The 17,090-nt window shown below is 35.4% G+C and carries 16 protein-coding genes; 2 read left to right on the top strand and 14 right to left on the bottom strand.

The window, feature by feature from the left end; all coding sequences use genetic code 11:
- The 4 genes from IPH52_27910 to IPH52_27895 form a co-directional block, all read right to left on the bottom strand.
- Positions 1 to 375, bottom strand: a 375-nt coding sequence (locus tag IPH52_27910; protein MBK7058807.1) for a DUF736 family protein, incomplete at its 3' end; no start/stop codon positions are given.
- 157 nt (positions 376 to 532) lie between these two features.
- Positions 533 to 808, bottom strand: a complete 276-nt coding sequence (locus tag IPH52_27905) for a hypothetical protein (GenBank protein ID MBK7058806.1) — start codon at positions 806 to 808, stop codon at positions 533 to 535.
- A gap of 794 nt (positions 809 to 1,602) precedes the next feature.
- A complete protein-coding gene (locus IPH52_27900; protein ID MBK7058805.1) occupies positions 1,603 to 2,118 on the bottom strand; it encodes a tyrosine-type recombinase/integrase in 516 nt (171 codons plus the stop codon).
- A 98-nt stretch (positions 2,119 to 2,216) separates the two neighbouring features.
- On the bottom strand, positions 2,217 to 2,489 hold the full coding sequence (locus IPH52_27895; protein MBK7058804.1) for a hypothetical protein: 273 nt from the start codon (positions 2,487 to 2,489) through the stop codon (positions 2,217 to 2,219).
- Between IPH52_27895 and IPH52_27890 the strand changes: the two genes are divergently transcribed.
- Positions 2,488 to 3,264, top strand: coding sequence for a nucleotidyltransferase domain-containing protein (locus IPH52_27890; protein MBK7058803.1), 777 nt, complete (start codon positions 2,488 to 2,490; stop codon positions 3,262 to 3,264). The two genes, IPH52_27895 and IPH52_27890, sit on opposite strands and share 2 nt — an antisense overlap.
- A gap of 5 nt (positions 3,265 to 3,269) precedes the next feature.
- On the opposite strand, the gene IPH52_27885 is transcribed toward IPH52_27890, so the two are convergent.
- The 4 genes from IPH52_27885 to bioB form a co-directional block, all read right to left on the bottom strand.
- Positions 3,270 to 3,614 (bottom strand): STAS domain-containing protein, encoded by a 345-nt coding sequence (locus IPH52_27885; GenBank protein MBK7058802.1) that lies wholly within the window; start codon positions 3,612 to 3,614, stop codon positions 3,270 to 3,272.
- A 123-nt stretch (positions 3,615 to 3,737) separates the two neighbouring features.
- Complete coding sequence (locus tag IPH52_27880) at positions 3,738 to 4,121, bottom strand: DUF2809 domain-containing protein (protein MBK7058801.1); 384 nt, start codon at positions 4,119 to 4,121, stop codon at positions 3,738 to 3,740.
- Between the two features lie 58 nt (positions 4,122 to 4,179).
- Entirely contained in the window at positions 4,180 to 4,461 is a 282-nt protein-coding gene (locus tag IPH52_27875) for a hypothetical protein (GenBank protein ID MBK7058800.1), read from the bottom strand.
- A gap of 104 nt (positions 4,462 to 4,565) precedes the next feature.
- Positions 4,566 to 5,618: a biotin synthase BioB gene (gene bioB, locus IPH52_27870; GenBank protein ID MBK7058799.1), complete on the bottom strand. Its 1,053-nt coding sequence runs from the start codon at positions 5,616 to 5,618 to the stop codon at positions 4,566 to 4,568.
- 248 nt (positions 5,619 to 5,866) lie between these two features.
- Between bioB and IPH52_27865 the strand changes: the two genes are divergently transcribed.
- Entirely contained in the window at positions 5,867 to 6,415 is a 549-nt protein-coding gene (locus IPH52_27865) for an ankyrin repeat domain-containing protein (protein MBK7058798.1), read from the top strand.
- A gap of 227 nt (positions 6,416 to 6,642) precedes the next feature.
- On the opposite strand, the gene IPH52_27860 is transcribed toward IPH52_27865, so the two are convergent.
- The 6 genes from IPH52_27860 to IPH52_27835 form a co-directional block, all read right to left on the bottom strand.
- Entirely contained in the window at positions 6,643 to 6,981 is a 339-nt protein-coding gene (locus tag IPH52_27860) for a glucose-6-phosphate dehydrogenase (protein ID MBK7058797.1), read from the bottom strand.
- Between the two features lie 13 nt (positions 6,982 to 6,994).
- Positions 6,995 to 7,207 (bottom strand): hypothetical protein, encoded by a 213-nt coding sequence (locus IPH52_27855; GenBank protein MBK7058796.1) that lies wholly within the window; start codon positions 7,205 to 7,207, stop codon positions 6,995 to 6,997.
- A gap of 22 nt (positions 7,208 to 7,229) precedes the next feature.
- Complete coding sequence (locus tag IPH52_27850; protein ID MBK7058795.1) at positions 7,230 to 7,592, bottom strand: hypothetical protein; 363 nt, start codon at positions 7,590 to 7,592, stop codon at positions 7,230 to 7,232.
- Positions 7,593 to 7,605: 13 nt separating this feature from the next.
- Complete coding sequence (locus IPH52_27845; GenBank protein ID MBK7058794.1) at positions 7,606 to 7,956, bottom strand: DUF86 domain-containing protein; 351 nt, start codon at positions 7,954 to 7,956, stop codon at positions 7,606 to 7,608.
- A complete protein-coding gene (locus IPH52_27840) occupies positions 7,940 to 8,365 on the bottom strand; it encodes a nucleotidyltransferase domain-containing protein (GenBank protein MBK7058793.1) in 426 nt (141 codons plus the stop codon). The genes IPH52_27845 and IPH52_27840 overlap by 17 nt, the downstream gene beginning before the upstream one ends.
- Positions 8,366 to 8,960: 595 nt before the next feature.
- A complete protein-coding gene (locus IPH52_27835) occupies positions 8,961 to 17,030 on the bottom strand; it encodes a PD40 domain-containing protein (GenBank protein MBK7058792.1) in 8,070 nt (2,689 codons plus the stop codon).
- Between the last annotated feature and the right edge of the window lie 60 nt (positions 17,031 to 17,090).

Genomic DNA, 17,090 nt, shown 5'->3' with positions numbered 1-17,090 from the left:
TTGATCTTCTGCATTGCCGTCTTTTCGTTCGCCTTCGCTAATCACTACAACGCGAATAGGATTTCCGCTTTCGTCTTTTTTTGTTTCGTCTTTAGTTTTAAAAATTGCAAAGTGTAGTCGGTTCAATGGCATTCCTAAACAGAATACAGAGCCTGAATGATATTCCTCGCCAGCGTTAGAAATTTTTTTCCAAATCGCGCCCGATACGTTACCGCCACAAAATACTTTATAGTCCGGTGAATTTTCAGCCGTCTTTTTGTCGTTAGCCACAACAAAAAAACTTTGTTTGCCTAAGAACGGAATGTTCATAGATAAATCAAAAAATACTTTTCCGGTTTCCTTGTTCTTCTTTGGTTCTAATTGTCCTACTATCATGTTAAAATCTCCTTTAGATTTTGAATTCCTATTAAATGTTTCGAGCTACCGCTCGGGGTTTACTGATTTTGCCCCAAAGGGCAATGCATTTTTTCACTTTCACGCCGGGCATTAAATCCGGTTGCACTTCTTTCAATTTCTGATTGAACTAAATTCTTTAGTTCAATGATTTTCGTTTTAAATTTTTAACAAATTTCGCTTCTGATACTTTATTGCTTCTTAATAGAAAATAATTAAATATTGTTACTTCAATTTCTTTTGATTTTGCATTGATTAAGACTGGATCAGGAATTATCTTTCCTAATTCCTTCTTTTGTATAATTTCAAAAGTTCTTTCTTTTTCTGAATCTTTAGAAAAATTTGTTTGCTCTAAGTTTTGTAAAAGATAAGCCAAATCATAAAACAATTCTTGCTTAGTGTAAAAATATTTCATTTCTTAATCTCCACTTTCAAAATTCTGAATTCATCACAGGTTGATGATTCTTCCATGAGCATTCTATTTACTGCACTATTCGCATTTTGACAAAATCCGGTGGAGGGATTCGATTTAAGTTGACTCCAAAAATTGCAGTAGCGGCAAACTCGGATAATAGGAGATGTATTTTTATTCACAATAAAGCTTTGATTTGAGATTGCAAATAATGACTTGCGTTCTGTTGTCTAGCGGATAATAAAGATTGCTCGTTGTATTCAATCGGTTGTTTTTCTGGTTGTGTGTCTGTAAGTGTTAGTTCCATTTTATCTTTCCTCTATCGCCTATCGACTTAAAAAAATTTTCAAAATTCGATATATCAAAATTTTTATATGCAGGTCTAGTCATTGAATGTTTTACTAAATCAGTAAGATCGTTAGTTGTCCATGAATTTAAGTTTGTGAGTTTTTAAATTTCTGTTATAATTTCCATTTCATTTCTCCTACAATTTGTTGATGCTAAATCGAAAATTGCCACTCTGAATAAATAATTTTGCTTTTGAATTTATGATAGTGAGAAGGATTTTTGAAGGTAATTTGAAAAACGACACGGCTAATATTGTGTTTCTCCCTAAGTGCTTTCATTTCAGTTTCATTTTTTAAGCATAGCATTATACATTTCGATTTCTTGATTACGAATATTTTTAATATGCAAACAAAATGTTTTCGTCTGAAGTGACTGGAGAAACTTTAGATAATGGGAGACGATGGTATTATCCTCTTTAAGCTGCTTTAGATTTTGCATTTCGTTTTGCTCTAACTTTTTATTTTAGAATTGATTTCACGGTTTACTGTTGAGTAAACTTTCTTAGTTCTTTTACTATGCACATTATAATGAGTTTCCTGGACAGATGGTGTATGTCCCATTTCTGAACACCATTGATCTGTTGGAACTTTTGGAAAACGTTCTCTTAAATAATTGTGTCCAGACTTGCGTAAAGTTCTTGCTGTAAAATTTAATCCTACTCTCTTTCTTGCGCTACGAATTAAAGCCTGTAGAGTTATTCTAGACATTGGTTTCCCGTTTGCTGTTTCGAATAAAAATACTTTGCCTTTATATTTTTTTAATGCGTATTGGTAAACATCGAGCGGAAAAGGAACTAATCGAGAATGGTTTCCTTTTCCAATGACTTCTACGGAAAGAGAATTTTTCTTAAGAAAACATTTATCTAATCGAATTGTTCTATATTCGATATTTCTAAGACGTGAGGAATACAAGCCTTTCAAGTGCATTCTTTCTTCATGGCTCGCATAAACTAAACAACGAATCAATGATTGATTCTTCCCAGAGTTCAGGAGTATCTTTTTTTGCGTCTTGGATTGTGATTTGAAAATTTTAAAAGTTCTCTGTATTCTGCTATTTTTTGAAGTTACCTTGCTTGAGATAGGTTTCTGCAATTCCTTTCAAAATTGCGTATTTCTGCAATTTTAGATAATACTTTGTATTCCTGGCTTGCCTCTTCTTGGCGAAAATAATCTATTACAGGCTTATAACTCAAATGAGTATAATTATAAAGTAAATGGTGATTGAATAGGCGTTGAATTCGTTTATAATCAGCCGATCCAACTAATTCGCTAGAACTAAGGTAGACTAAAAAGGAATTGTGTTTTTTCTTCGCAATACAAATAAATACACTCACCATGATAAACCCACAAATCCAACAAAAAATCCAAACCAAGCTCGCCGAAATCGAAAAAGAGCAAAATGTAGAAATCCTCTATGCTGTAGAGTCAGGCTCTCGTGCCTGGGGATTTGAGTCACTTGATAGTGATTACGATGTGAGATTCATTTATAAGAATGAGGTAAATTGGTATTTGACGGTGCTTCCAAGAAGGGATGTAATCGAAATACCGATTGAGGATTTGATGGACTATAGCGGATGGGATTTACGAAAGTCATTTTTTCTCATGAACAAATCAAATCCAGTTTTATTTGAGTGGCTTAAATCTCCGATCGTATACAAGAAGAATGAAAAGTTCTACGAAATCTTTGCGGATATTGCAGAAGAATATTTTTCTCCCATTGCGACTATTTACCATTATCTGCATATGGCTTCTCGAAATTACAAAGAATATTTGAAGCGTGACCTTGTAAAAACAAAAAAGTATTTCTATGTCCTAAGACCTCTCCTTGCTTGTAAATGGGTCGAACTAAAAAACGTTGCGCCACCAATGGAGTTCGAGATTTTACTAAACGAACTTGTTACAGATGAAAAAGTAAAATCAGAGGTTCAGATACTCCTTGAACGTAAGAGAAGTGGATATGAATTTGCAGAAGAAAAAAAGATTGAATGTATCAATGAATACATTGAGTCATCCATTGAACATTTCGAAGCTGCCGTTTCTCATTTTAATCCAGCAGAGAAGCCGGCAGCGGAAAATATGGATTCGGCGTTTTTAAAGATTTTGCAATTATAACTTCATTATACAGAACTTTTATCTGGATATATCTTAAACATTTTTTCGAATCCACTTGCTTTGAATAAGTGCGAAACACCACTTGTTATAGAAACAAGATTTAACCTTTTGTTTTTTTTAGAAAGATACATTCCTTGTGTTGCAAGAGAGCCAAGTCCACTTGAATCTATATAATTGATTGGTGACATATCGATTAATAAATCCTCTGACCCATTTTCATTTTGAACTTTAAACACTTCTACAAGATCTCTCGCATTGTAAAGATCTAGCTTTTGGTAATTGATAAAAGTAATTAATACATAATTTTTAAATTTACTTACTTCAATTCCATAATCTGATTCTTCTTCCATTTCTTGCTCCTTATAATTCTATTTTGCTTTCTTATCTAACTGCATGATTCCATGAATGATTCCATCTGAAATTCTTTCTGCCCTAAACTAAAACATTTTCATGGTATATTGTAAATAAAAAAATCATATTTTTTTAATCATATTCTTATCTAGAAAATAGGCAAGGAGTCCACCGATTGTATAGGCAATCAGATCGAGTGGATCAAAGACAGAACCAAATACGATTCGAGTAAAAAAGTTTTCCTGAAATCCTAATAAAGGAATGATTTTAAAGTATTGGGATATTTCGATAGCGTAGGCAAATAACGTTATTCCTACACTGAGCAATAGAGAATCAAAGTCTTTTATTGATTTTAGAAGGGTGTAAAGTAATACCACAATCACTGCATCACCTAAAAATCCTCTAATGAATCCATTTGACGAAAATAAAACTACAATTAGAATGCAGAGGATAAATAAAATTAGACTTAATACTATATATGGAAATCGTTTTGTTTTTTGTGGCATACAGGTGTTAGCTGTAAAGAAAAAAGGTGAGGTTTAAATTCACCTTTTTAATATTTAGTTACTTTGTAGTAGTTGTTGTTGTGCTATCAGGATTCATTTTTGCGAGAAGTTCATTCGCAATTTCGCCTGCTTTAGCATTGATGTTGTGAATAGTTTCATAGATACTACCAATGGTCTTATCTTGAAATTCTTTTGCCTGATTTACAGGTGCTTCTAGTTGTTCAATTCTTGCAAGAAAATCGAGTGGCATGTTGGCAATCTGTCTGTGAATTTGTTCTACTGAAGTAGCACCTTTATCAATTGCATCTTGAACAGTTTTTGTTAATTCTACTAAATCCATTATTTATCTCCCTTTTCCATTTGCTTAGCAAACTGGTTTCAATCACAGGTAAGCAAATGGAAAAAAAACGAGCAAGTGATTTTTTAAAATTTCTCTTGCTTTTGTTATTTTTTGTATTTGTAGAGATTTTCTATATTGTCTTTTGCATAGAGATGAGGAGTAGAAACAAGGTCTTCTGGGAGTTTTCCTTCTTCTAGTTCCGGCTCGAATCCAGCATCACGGATCATTTCAATTGTCTGGTTGACTTCGCTTCCCTTAACGTTCAAATATCCAGAGGCAAAGACAGAATTAGCCGCAAAAAGTCCCATGGCTTGTAGACTCTTAAGATGTCCTTCCCTTCCTGCACCAATTCGAATTTCCGAGTCAGGGTTGACTAAGCGGAAAACAGCAAGTATGCGTAAACAAAGTTCCGGGGTTAGAGGATTTGGATTTTTAATAGCATGACCTGCAACAGGAATAAAGAAATTAACCGGTATAGAAATCACTCTGAGTCGTTTCAACGTGAATGCTACATCCACTAAGTCTCTATAACTTTCACCCATACCTACAATGAGTCCACTGCAAATTCCGATATCAGAATTTTTTACTAATTCGAGAGTATCGAGTCTATCTTGAAATATATGAGTTGTGCAAATATCACCATAATGAGATTCGGAAGTATTCAAATTATGATTGTATCTATCAAGACCAGCTTGCTTTAGTTTTTGAGTCTTTGCTTTGTCTAAAGATCCCGCTGAGAGGCAAACACGCATTCCAAGCTCGCGAGTAATTTTATCAATGGTGCTTGAGAGTTTATCGATTAGAATTTCATTTGGTCCTGTGCCTGCTGTGACTATACAGAAACGATAGGCGCCATTCTCTTTTGCCAATTTTGCATCTGCAAGAATTTCTTCTTCTGGTTTAAGGGAATACGATTGCACACCTGAGTTTGCATTTTTTCTCTGTGCACAGTATCCGCAGTCTTCAGGACAATTGCCATTTTTAATATTATCTAAAATATGAATTCTCACTTTTTTAGAAAAATATTTTTCTCGCTCTATGTTTGCTCTATATAGGGTATCTAGTAAATTAGATTTTCCTTCTAGAATGAGTAGAGCTTCTTCCTTATCGATTATGCTCTCGGCTTGGGATTGAATTTGTTCTTGCAGTTTAATCATAATTGGATATACTTGAATCAAGTTTCTTAAATTCAAGAGAAAAATAGATAACTTTTAAAGATTACCATGCGAAGGCGCTGGTCGCGAATACTTGGAGCGAAGGGTGATGAACACAGATAAAAGATTTGGTATCATTAAAGCCCTGTGATTATCAATTGAACTGGTGCGAGTCAAGAAAACTATAACCCTGCGAAAATTGATCTATGATAAGAACAAGTTTCGGAATTGACACAAAGAGGAATATCCTTATGAAATTTTCAATTATTTTAATCCAAATTCTTATTCTTACTACATCCTTATTCTCTGAGCCGAATGAAGACTTTGTGTTTTCTGCTAGTCAAAATAATTTAGAGGGAATGAAACAAGCACTTGCCGCCGGGGCGGATATCAATGCGACAGATGAGTTGGAGTGCAATGCCTTAATGTTTGCATCTATGTTTGGATACAAAGACATTGTTGACTACCTATTGGCTAATGGTGTTAAGCCGACGACTGTGGATTATTCGAGTAACTCCGCACTTCTGTATGCAGCGCAAAATGGTCATACTGCGATAGTCGAAGCTTTGATTTTAGCCGGAGCCGAAGTCAATAAAAAAGACGATTACGATCGCACCGCTCTTCACTATGCGGCTAGTTATGGTTATCTTGACATGATTAAACTATTAATCAAACACAAAGCAGAATTAGAAGTTAAGAATAAGAACGATAATACTCCACTGGATTTGGCTACTATAAACGGCGAACTAGAAGCAATTCGAATTTTAAAAGAAGAGATTGATAGTAGAAAGTTTCAGTGAAGTTTAGATTAACCCCACTTCTTCTGCAATGTCGCGCGTGAGTTTGGAGGATTAAGCTGCTTTCTCATAGAATTCATCACCATACCAATTTCTTGGATTGTTTGCAATATAATTTCGCACATTGTATAACTCTATTTCGTCTCGAAGGATGTGATCATGGAATCGGGGTTGCCATTGGAAATTACGGGATAAATAATTTGTTTTTAATATGTTTTGCTCTTCTGTTTTTAAGACGCGATGAATCGCGTCTTGTTTGATCGTGATATTTCTGATTCTGTCTTCTTTGATTTTTCATATCCAGATAAATACAGCAATCCATGTATATGATTTGGCATTACAGTGAATTCATCCAATTCAGCGTGAGGAAAATGTTCTGGAATTTCAGACCACATATTCTTTGCAATCAATCCCATTTCCGATAAAATCATTTCCCCATTCTCAATCTCCCCAAAAAAATGCTCCCTATCCTTCGTGCATATGGTCACGAAATAATAACCATTATCCGCATAATCCCAACCGTCTCTTCGTACTGATTCGATTCTGTATTTTTTGTTGAATAATGTCATTTTGCCTCTGTTGTTAGATTAATCCCAACTCTTCTGCAATGTCGCGTGTGATTTTGGAGAGGGGGCGTTTGGATAAATCTAATTCTTTTTGTCCGTCAGCTTTTTCGAATAAATATTCTCCAAATAAATCTTTCTTTACTTGCATAGGAGTTTGACCGGTGAGTTGGGCTAATTCTTGTATTCTGCTGTCGGGGTAACGCTTTCGTTTGTCGATCATTTCTATCACTCGGTAACGGTGGAATGCATACCTATCGTAAATTACTCTTACCTGCACCATTCCTGCCAACGATGGCTGTAACATTGATAATCATGCCGAAATGGTTTGGTTTTCCTGATTTATCTTTTAGATTTTTCCAAGCATTTTTTACTTCTTGTGAAGGGGTAAAGAAATTTTCATAGATCGAATTGTTTTGGTTTGATGTAGAGCTTTCTTTCAAAATCCTATTTCCGTTCCGATCTAATTGAAATAAATCCCCTTCTGTTATATTTTTTTTGTTTGCTTCATCTTGGTATTTTGTTGGAGTAAACTCAAACCTATACTTCGGGCTAAAGTTAAATCCCCGGTGATGTATGTTTTTGTAATCTTCAATCCAAAGGTAGAGTAGTTCCATCGCTTCCTTTTCGTTACAGCAGCAACTTATCGTTAATCACACTTAGTTCTGCATAGAGACCAGATAGCTCTTCTGAAATAACGTTCCAGATAATTTTATAATCAATTCCAAAATAAACATGCACAACTTTGATTCTTAAACCAATATAGCCTTTCCAATCGACGGTGTTAAATTCGTTTTTAGTTGTGGGAGATAAATTAGCAAAGGCATCACCGATTATACTGAATTGGTGCATACAGGCACTTTTTAACATTGAGTCATCTTGGAATTCTTGATATGTCTTTCCGATAGTATAAGAAAATATTTCTTGGATCGCTTGCATTGCATGTTCAATTCTTAACTTATCACTAATTTTTTCTTTCATACACTAACACTCTTTCTTTAAACACAGATTCTTTAATGGCTTCGGTGATTGCCTCGGAGGAAAGTAAATCTACCTTTTTAGCGAATAATACCTCTAAGTCGCTAGTCATACGAAAAAATAAAGTTCCGATTTTGGAAGTGTAGTCTAGTTCGACTAACAAGTCTATATCGCTCTCTACTTTTGCTTCCCCTCTAGCATACGATCCAAAAAGATATGCCTTGTTAACCGGTTTGTCATTGAAATACGTTTGCAGAACCTCTTTGATTTTTGTAATTCCTAAAACATTTGATTTTGTAGCAGGAACAACTTGCAGTTCTTTATTTGCGATTCCTCTTAGCAAGGTTAAAATTTCTTCTGAGGAAGTGTAAATTTTTTCAATCTCTGGGTCATTGATTTTTATTTCTATCATTTCTTTTCCCGATTGTTTTATTACTAATCTTAATTGACTAGTTCTTTCTTTTTCTAGCAACAACTTTATTAAGTATATTCAAATATTTGAAATGCGAGATGCAAAGTTAGCCCATCCGATGCATCAAAGATACTTACAAACGTTTTTGAGTATATTTGATAGTATCTTTGATAGCATTCTTCCTACTAAGATTGATAAATGGACATGCGCTTTTTGGTTTTAGTAAATTGTTATCTTGTTCTTAACAAAGTCAAAGGAAAGGATACATTTTCTTTACTGTATGGATTAGACAGGCTACGAACGTTAGCCTGTCATTCCCGAATTTCCACCCTTTCGCTTCGCTCACAAAACCGCCAAGCGATATCTGGAATCTCAACTTATTGAGACCCCCGATAAAAAAACTCGGGGGTGACAACTTAGTTCGTCATCTTAACAAACGGGTGCTTTGCTATTGTTTTGTTCTCACCATGGCATTTCTTTATTTATGCAACAACTCTAATCTAAGTAATCGTATCTTTTATCGGTGTTCATCGGCGGTAATCTTTAAACATTCTACCTTATCCTCTAAATGCAAAGACTCTTCGGCAAATGCGTATTATTCTTCTAAGAATGTGTTGGTATATAGCCTGTAGCCGTTCCAGTTTACTTCTTGCGGGTAACGGGCTTTAACCGTTTTTAGGGCTTCGATGAATCTTGTTTTGATGCCGGTTTGCAATTCTGTTTTTTGGAAAAGGGATTTCATGAATAGAATATTGGCGGGGCTTCTTTGTTCGCCCAGGGAGAATACGCCGGGACCGTTGTGGATTTTGTCCAAGTAGTTGAGTGAGATATTGATATCATCTTTATAAAAGGATGTTTTGTAAAGGTCTGAATTAGATAAGAACCATACCCCTTTTCGATATTCCGAGCGTAGATTATAGAGTGGATTTTTCCCGAATTGTAGCTCTGTGTTACTCGAAAGATTTAGTTTTTCGCCGGAAATATAAACCGGACTTGTATTTCCTTTTTGCTCTTTGATTTCTAAGTCTTCTAGCTTTGACAACTCTTTGTTATCCACTGAAATGTCTTTGAATTTTTTAAGGGAGTAGTTTTCTTTGAAATACTCAGAGGATTTTTGAATATCTCTTTTTACAAGTAGACTTGGATTTTGCACAATATAGAAATTATCCTCTTCTTTTAATTCAAGTGGAGCCTTTATATAAAAAGAACTGAGATAAAGATACGAGAGTTTATTTTTACTTAGCAGGATTTTATTTCTAAACTTTGGCTCTAGGTAATCTTTTAGCAAAAGTCCCGTTCCTTTTTTTCTGACCTGTTTATGATAGGTATAGATATCATTTTTGACTGCTCTATAATCTTTAAATGCTTCTTCCCCATTTGATTTTCCATTTTCTATCTTGATGGAAAAGGTTTGAAGACCAAAGTTGACTACCGCGATAAATTCCTGTCCCTTTGGAACTTTCTTTAGCAGCAAATCAGCAATAGCCTCCGCTTGTGGTAATTCTGCAAAGGTAGTCATTTCTCCTCGGAGTCGATTTGCATCTTCTACTTTGTCTCGGTAAAATGCCAAATCCAGGAATACTTCCGAGCTATTAGAGCGAAAGGCAAGTAGCTCTAAATAAGTAATTAAATCTAAAAATTCTCTTCGGTTGAGTCCGTCATACGGCTTATCATTCTTAGCCACTAGGATTTGATTGAGCATCGGAACAAACTTTTTAATATCAGTAGCAGCCGCCTCTTTGTAATACGGATACCAGTCTGTATCCGAATCCAGCACTGTCGTATTTGGAGCCTGTAGTTTCTTAGATGATTCTGTATTTAAGGAAATGATTTTAAATTTTGCCAGATGAAATCTTTTTTGTAAATCTCTATCGTAATAGAAATTGGCAAGATCTGGCTCCAAGCGGATAAGATATTTTTCTGCATTTGCATAATCGCCTCGATTAAATAATTCTTCCGCCCATGACATTTGCATATAGTAGTTTTGTAATTTGCGGGATTCTTCTTTTTGTAAATCCAAGAATGCGTCAAACACAGTATTAACCTCTGTTCCTGACTGGTATTGGATAGAGTTGAGTAGTAAATGAAAAAGCAATGATCTATCTGTGTGACTTAGAATGGAGTATAGTGATTTGCCGGTAGATGTAGTTTCTGAAATCAATTGGAGAGGATTAATTTCTGATCCAGAATGAATGTTTTTCCAGATAGAAAAAAGTCTCTGTCTATATTTGATGAGCACATCGTCATAGGATTTTCTATCAAGTAGTTTGATTTTTTTATCTACCGCCACCCAGTCTTTTTGGATCCCATCTTTGTAAATGGCTTCAGATACTTCGGAGAGGTTAATCTCTTTTGTCCGCATTGTGAAGAACGATTGAAGCTCTATTTCATTTTCTAAATCACTTGCAACAAATTTTTCTTCTCTGTCTGTAGCCTGTCTGGATAACTGCTTTGAGTGAAATTCTGCTTTTTCTAAAATAAAGTTTTTTAGAAAGAAACGACTCATGTCTTCATGGAATAAAAATAGATCATCAAACGAAACTGTCTTTAAAAAGTTTTGGTAATTCTTTTCTAAATTTTGAATTGCACCGTTGTTGATTTGAATATAAAAATTTACCAAAATCTTACTGCGCTCAATTGTTTCCGCATCCAACTCGGTCGCGGACTTCAAAACACGATAGAAATTTTTGAAATGGTCTCTGCAATACGCGTTCGAGTAATTGATATAACACTGATGTAGTAAGGCTTCATAGATCATGATCTTTTCTGGTTTCGCATTTTCATATTTTTTAATAAGCCTTTCATAAAAAACAAAACGCTTCGTCTTTGGAATCGCCTTTGATTTAATTCTAGCCAGGTTTAAGTCTGATTCTAATTTTTCTTCTTTGCTTAAACGGCTAACTAGAGTATCCGCTTCTAGAAAATACTGCAAAGCTTCTCTGTATTTCTTTTTTCTTTCCCATTTGAATGCTTCTGCTTTGACAAGGTTGTATTCTTTTGGAATTGATTTTGTAAATAAATCAGAGTGAAAACCTACATGCTTTGCAGTCTGATTCTTGATTGCGTTATAGGAATTTAACTCTTGCGGATTAAGCTTGTTTTCTCCTCCGAGTAGGACTAAGGGAACTCCTGTAGATTGGATTACATCTAGAGCGGCTATCGTTCTAAAAAAGGATTTATCATCAAACTTAGATTGATTCAAGATCACGAGAGAAAGGCTCGCTTCTTTTTCGGCAAATTCTTTTAGGTTGAGAAAGCCTTTTCTGCTCGGGCTAAATATATTTCCATTCGCATAATTGATTTTTGTATTTAAAATATCAGAGTCGTTTAAAAGCGGACCTAGTTTCTTGGTGTTTTTGGTTTCTAACAATCTCCCGTTTTCTAATTTGTCGGCTGTCTCTTTTTCTTCGGTTGTGTTTATGATATGAGTCAATTGTATATTCTTATGAGTTGCCGGATTTACCTGACGCATCGTGAACGCATAATTGAGAGTAACCAGATTGGCTAGTTTTTCGTTGTCTATGTTTAAAGAGCCAAAGTCAAACTCTGCCAGTTGTTTGTCTGGAATGATTGTAATTTCTTTTGTCTGGTTTTTGGAAATTTCTTTTGCGAAATAGGACGTCAAACTGTCTTTTAAATTCGTTGTGATTGGAATGGAGAGAAAGTTTTCTTTTCCATTCTTAATTTCGTTTATCACAAGTGTGTTTTGAATAAGTTTCAGTCGAACGACTACTTGAGCTTGTGTTAGATTTTCTGGTTTAGTAGAATCCTTTATTTCGAAGAATTTCTTTTTCTCAGGAAAGAATTTCTGGATAACGCCCATTACTCTTTCTATTTCTGCATTGATTTCAATTCTAGAGCCTAAGAAGCTAGATACAGGCTTACGAGTATTAACCAGTGTTTTGTATTTGGTATTGTTTTCTAAATCCTTGCGAATCGACTCTCGAAAGGATTGATTGAGACCTTCTAGCTTTGCTTCTTCAAAGATGACTCGCGTATTTTGAAAATGCTTAAAGAGTAGAACGCTATATAGTTTTTCTTCTTTGGCGTGGATTTCTTTTAGGTTTCCTAGTTTTAAATAGACTTCCTGAAAGAGTCCGTATAATTCCTGATAGAATTCATCTTCTAGTTCAATTAAACTCGAATAGCTTTTAAATATGTTTCTTTCTGCTGATTCCAATTCCTGTAGAACTTGTGGATAATCCTGCTTTGCCTTTGCTTTGCTATATAAGAACTTTGCTTTGAGAAGCTTTGCTTTTGCGTAATCTTCCACTGCTTGAAATTCAAAGGCTAGCTCTTCTGTTTCGCCTATCGTTGCTCTAAATTGTTTTTCATCTCCCATTCGCCTGTAGATAGAAGCTAAATTTATTTTTAACCTTAGCCTCTCTGTTTTCAAAAATAAATCTCCCGGCAACCCAACTGTCTCGACAGGAATTCCTGCCGGATCTTTTAGAAGTGGAATGGCAAGCCCGTAATAGTAAAAGGCAGAATCGTATTCTCCTCTTGCATTCAATACTTCTCCGAGATAAAAATAACTTAGCCCTAGGAGTGGATCAAATACATACCATTCTTTGTGAAATCTATCCTCGCATACTTTGACTAAGTCGCTTTCCTGCTTTGTTTGTTTGAGAGATTTGAGGCAGACATTTGTAGCAGCATTTTTCTCCTGATTCAAGTCATTTAAATTATCGCGAAGCACAGGTAGCAGAGTATCATAATTAACCTCACCGGACTCAACTAATTTAAAAAGAACAAAGCTTTTTCTCTTTAAGATTTTTCTCTTTTCTTTTGTGAAGTTGGCTGAATTAATCTTTTTAGACTTTACTAATTCTAAAAACTCATCGTAATGCCTGAGAGCTTTTTCATATTTTCCCTGCACAAAATTATCATAGCCAATTTTATACTTAGAGGATAATATGATTTCTTCGCCGATAATGAGTTTATCAAGTCCTGTTTCCTTTAAAAATTTCTCGCGTGCAATAATTTGTTTTTCTGCTTCGTCAAATTCTCCTTCTTCTGTTAAGTTTTGAATCTTAATGCCTTGGGCTAATAGATAATGCTCTTCCGGGGCAAATTCTCCCGGGAATCTTCCCGATCCAATGACTCGCACTCGATCAGGCAAGATAAGATTCCAAAACCAATTATGAAAAGAAGGAATCTTAAATCTCTCTTTTGCTTTGAATTTTTTGTATTCTACTTCTACTTTCGAAATATAATAATCAGATAGATGATACTTTTCTACCTTTTGATAGCAGAGAGCAAGTGAGCTATAGATATTGATATTATCTACATAGCCAGAATTGTAATTGAGTGCGAGTGCTTTTTTATAGGCATTGATCGCATTCACATAATTACCCGCTTCTCTCTCGGCAAGCCCAATTAGGGAGTAGATTAGCACCAACTTGTTGTTTACCGCGTAGATTACTTTTTCTTTTTTCTTTTTGTTTTGGTTAAGCCCTGTTGGATTCTTTCCTACTTCCTCATAGTATTCATTATCATAGTAAATATCTGCGGTTTTGTTTAAGTATTGGATTGCCTTCTGGTATTCTCCCATTGAGATGAGAGAGCGCGCATAATTGTAATTAAACAAAGCTGTCTGTTTGTAATTTTCAAACTGAATCTGCTCTAATATATTTTGTCCGTATTTCTCTACTTTCGCATAATGCTCTTTAGCCCTAGGAAAATTCTGTAGAAGTAAATAGTTATTAGCCAGATTTAAGTTTAGATCGGATAATACTTTCTTGTTTGGAATATTTCCAAGCATATCTAAGACTTGTTTGTATAGATTGATATTTTCCTCAAAATGCTTTTCGGAGAAATACTTAGCGTATATGTCCGCATAAATTTCTCCATCACTCGGAAGGTCAGGGGCAGGCTTGGTCGATTTAAAAATGTCAATGTATTGATAAAGCCAACCGAGTAGCTGATGAGCGTCTGCATATTGTGGGTCTGCAAATATAATCCATTTTAATTCGTTCTCTGCATTTCTTAAATCGCGTAGGATTGATTCCTTGCGAGCGGCTGTCATTGTGTTAGTCTCTCGGAAATGCGTTTCGTAAATCAAAGATTTGTTGATTAAATAATACGAGTATCCATACAGCGACGCAAGGTATAAGACTGGTCTTGAGCGCGGTCTACCGAGTGTGAAATGTGCATCTAGGATTTTGAGTGCATCGTCTGGCTCTCCCGGCTTACCGAGAATATTCTCTTGTTTCAAATCTCTAAAATCACCTAGAAATTTAAAATTATTCGTGACCCGATTGTCGAGTGCACTCGAAAGAAAAAGAGTCGCGCGACCGAATACGTTTAATTTGCCTTCTCCCAATACATTTAATTTTTCGAGGAGATTATCTTTGTTATCCTGTGCTTGCTTTTGCGCATAATTGAAGATTGAGTCTACCATTTTTCTCTGGTAGTAAACTGCATAGTCTTTGTATAAATCCTCTACGAATAGATTTTTCTCTTTGAGCAAATACATATTTTCCACATTGAAGAAGTAGTGGAAAGCGGCGTCTCTTAGATGAATTCTATTTTCTTTACTGCTATTTCCGCGCGCTTCGTGGTCTCGGGCTTTGTTTTCATAGTAGCGAAATGTTTTTTCAATTTCTGATTTGTTTAATTCTACTCCTAAATCGGGATCGTAGTTTTCGAGAAATACTCTGAGTTCATCAAAAGAACTCGCAACTGTTCCGAGTCCTTCAAAGTTTTTCGATTTTAAGAGATGACTCTTTAGGCAAATTGGATTTTTTGCGCATAATACAAATTTTTGACAGAAAGGATTTACATCACAGTCCGGATTTTTTCGTACTGGTTCGAGATAACTGTCAATAGCCGCATTGCTTTCTTTGAATTTCTTTCCTTCACTCAATGCTTTTGATTGGATATAGGTGACAAGTTCAAATAAGAGTTTGGATTTTTCTTTGAGTTTGTTTTTTTCTAAAAGCTGTGTTGTGTATTCAATTCTTTGGATATAATTTTTGTCTCCCGAAATTTTTGCTTCTAAATCAGATAGAATTAATCTTAAATCTTCTACGCTAGTAGATGGATCGTTTAATAGTTCAAAGTATCTTTCTGGAATGATTTGAGAATTAGCGGCAAATTCCAATTTGGCGAGCTTACGTTTTACTTCTCTTCTTTCAAAATAATCCGGGTAGATTTTAAGGATTGTTTCGTAGTGGTTCTTTGCCTCTGAAAAATCCTTTGCTTTTTCTTTTTCGCCTCCAACTAGTTTTAGGATAGAAGCTAATACTTGTTTGTCTGTATTCTTAGGTAAAAGGGAATTGTAATAATCAAAAAGAATTTTATCTGAAAGTTTGCCTGTCACGCGATTTTGTCTTCTTACTGCCAACGCATAAGAAAGGGCGTTCTTTGGATCATTCTCATGCGAAAGCATTTCGTCTAGAATGACCTTTGCTTCTTTGGTTCTTCCTTTGTCCAAGTGAAATTCGGCTTTTACGTCTTTTACTTTTGCATTATAAATTGGAAAGAGTGGATCTGATTCAAAGAATAGTTTTAAAGAATCGAGCGCCAAAGTATAATTATCCTGTGTCTTTTTAATTCGAAGGGCAAAGTTAAATTGCTCGTCTATATTTGACTTTCTAGGAATCGGACCGGATTCGGGGATAAAGTAGATATTGATTGTATTGTATAAAGCCGCAGAGTATAAAATGCTTCCTTTATTGAAGAAAGAAAACTTTGTATCAAAAATGGAAACAGAATCTGTTGTTAGAATCTTTTCTTCTTTAGTCGTTAAGTCTAGCTTGATGATGAGGCTATTGTCGCTTAGCTCTAAAGAGCCATTTTGATTGGTATCGCGTCTTATGGATGTAAAGTATAGAAATTTACCGTCAGGCGAAAGAGAAGGGGAGAAATTCATAAAGCTATCATTGGTTAGCCGCTCTTCCTTGCCACTATCCAAATGAAGCTGGTAAATTTCTCCTTCTCTGGTATCCTGAAAAGAGAGATAAACAATCGTTTTCCCGTCGAGAGAGAACTGTGGAGAAGCCGCTCCGTTCTTTGTAAGTTGAGTCATCTTAGTTGGATTGGCAATATCTAGTAAAACTAAGTTTTGTAGACCAGGGGAGAATCGATCACTTGCGAATACGACTCGTTTACCGTCGGGTGCCCAGGCGGGATCTGTATCGACTGAGCTGTCTCGTTTCTTTGGATCTGCAAAGTTTGGATTAGTAAGAAATGTTTTTTCTTCGATGATGCTTTTTTCGCCTGCTAAATAATTGTCTATGAAACTTGAAGGATTGATACTGACTAAAACGATGTCGCCTGCGGAATCGTTTTCTTCTGACACGAAGAGAAGTTTTTTTCCGTCAGGGCTAATGGCGGGTTTGTATTCTGCGGCGGGATGAGCGGTTACGGGCACAATAATCGCCGAGCGCAAATCTCTAAACCAGATATCATAATTTCCGGAATGGTCTGTCGTATAAAAAAGATATCTTCCGTCTAGCGTTGTCGAATTATATAGATTATTCCCTTTTTGCACAGTCAGGGGAAAGGGTTTTTCGTCTCCTCTCGCAAAATAATTTTCCGCAATCGATTGGTATTCGAATGCTGCGGGTGTAATCTTTACAGTTTTCTGAAATGCCGCACACTGTAAAAAAAACAAAATGCAAACTAGATTGAGAAACCATCTTCCTATCACAAAGGACATTCTTTTTAAAAATCCCTGCCAATTCAAGAAAGTTTTTCTTTTACCTTTTTTTGTTGTTTG

This window comes from Leptospiraceae bacterium (assembly GCA_016708435.1).
Classification (GTDB): Bacteria; Spirochaetota; Leptospiria; order Leptospirales; family Leptospiraceae; genus UBA2033.
Note: the sequence above shows the minus strand (reverse complement) of the source record. Positions and strands in the feature narration are given on the sequence as shown.

Excerpts from the sequence above, each read along its gene's own strand:
- IPH52_27905 (MBK7058806.1), bottom strand. The coding sequence starts at position 808 with ATGAAATATTTTTACACTAAGCAAGAATTGTTTTATGATTTGGCTTAT.
- IPH52_27890 (MBK7058803.1), top strand. The coding sequence starts at position 2,488 with ATGATAAACCCACAAATCCAACAAAAAATCCAAACCAAGCTCGCCGAA.
- IPH52_27895 (MBK7058804.1), bottom strand. The coding sequence starts at position 2,489 with ATGGTGAGTGTATTTATTTGTATTGCGAAGAAAAAACACAATTCCTTT.
- IPH52_27885 (MBK7058802.1), bottom strand. The coding sequence starts at position 3,614 with ATGGAAGAAGAATCAGATTATGGAATTGAAGTAAGTAAATTTAAAAAT.
- IPH52_27880 (MBK7058801.1), bottom strand. The coding sequence starts at position 4,121 with ATGCCACAAAAAACAAAACGATTTCCATATATAGTATTAAGTCTAATT.
- IPH52_27875 (MBK7058800.1), bottom strand. The coding sequence starts at position 4,461 with ATGGATTTAGTAGAATTAACAAAAACTGTTCAAGATGCAATTGATAAA.
- bioB (MBK7058799.1), bottom strand. The coding sequence starts at position 5,618 with ATGATTAAACTGCAAGAACAAATTCAATCCCAAGCCGAGAGCATAATC.
- IPH52_27865 (MBK7058798.1), top strand. The coding sequence starts at position 5,867 with ATGAAATTTTCAATTATTTTAATCCAAATTCTTATTCTTACTACATCC.
- IPH52_27860 (MBK7058797.1), bottom strand. The coding sequence starts at position 6,981 with ATGACATTATTCAACAAAAAATACAGAATCGAATCAGTACGAAGAGAC.
- IPH52_27850 (MBK7058795.1), bottom strand. The coding sequence starts at position 7,592 with ATGGAACTACTCTACCTTTGGATTGAAGATTACAAAAACATACATCAC.
- IPH52_27845 (MBK7058794.1), bottom strand. The coding sequence starts at position 7,956 with ATGAAAGAAAAAATTAGTGATAAGTTAAGAATTGAACATGCAATGCAA.
- IPH52_27840 (MBK7058793.1), bottom strand. The coding sequence starts at position 8,365 with ATGATAGAAATAAAAATCAATGACCCAGAGATTGAAAAAATTTACACT.
- IPH52_27835 (MBK7058792.1), bottom strand. The coding sequence starts at position 17,030 with ATGTCCTTTGTGATAGGAAGATGGTTTCTCAATCTAGTTTGCATTTTG.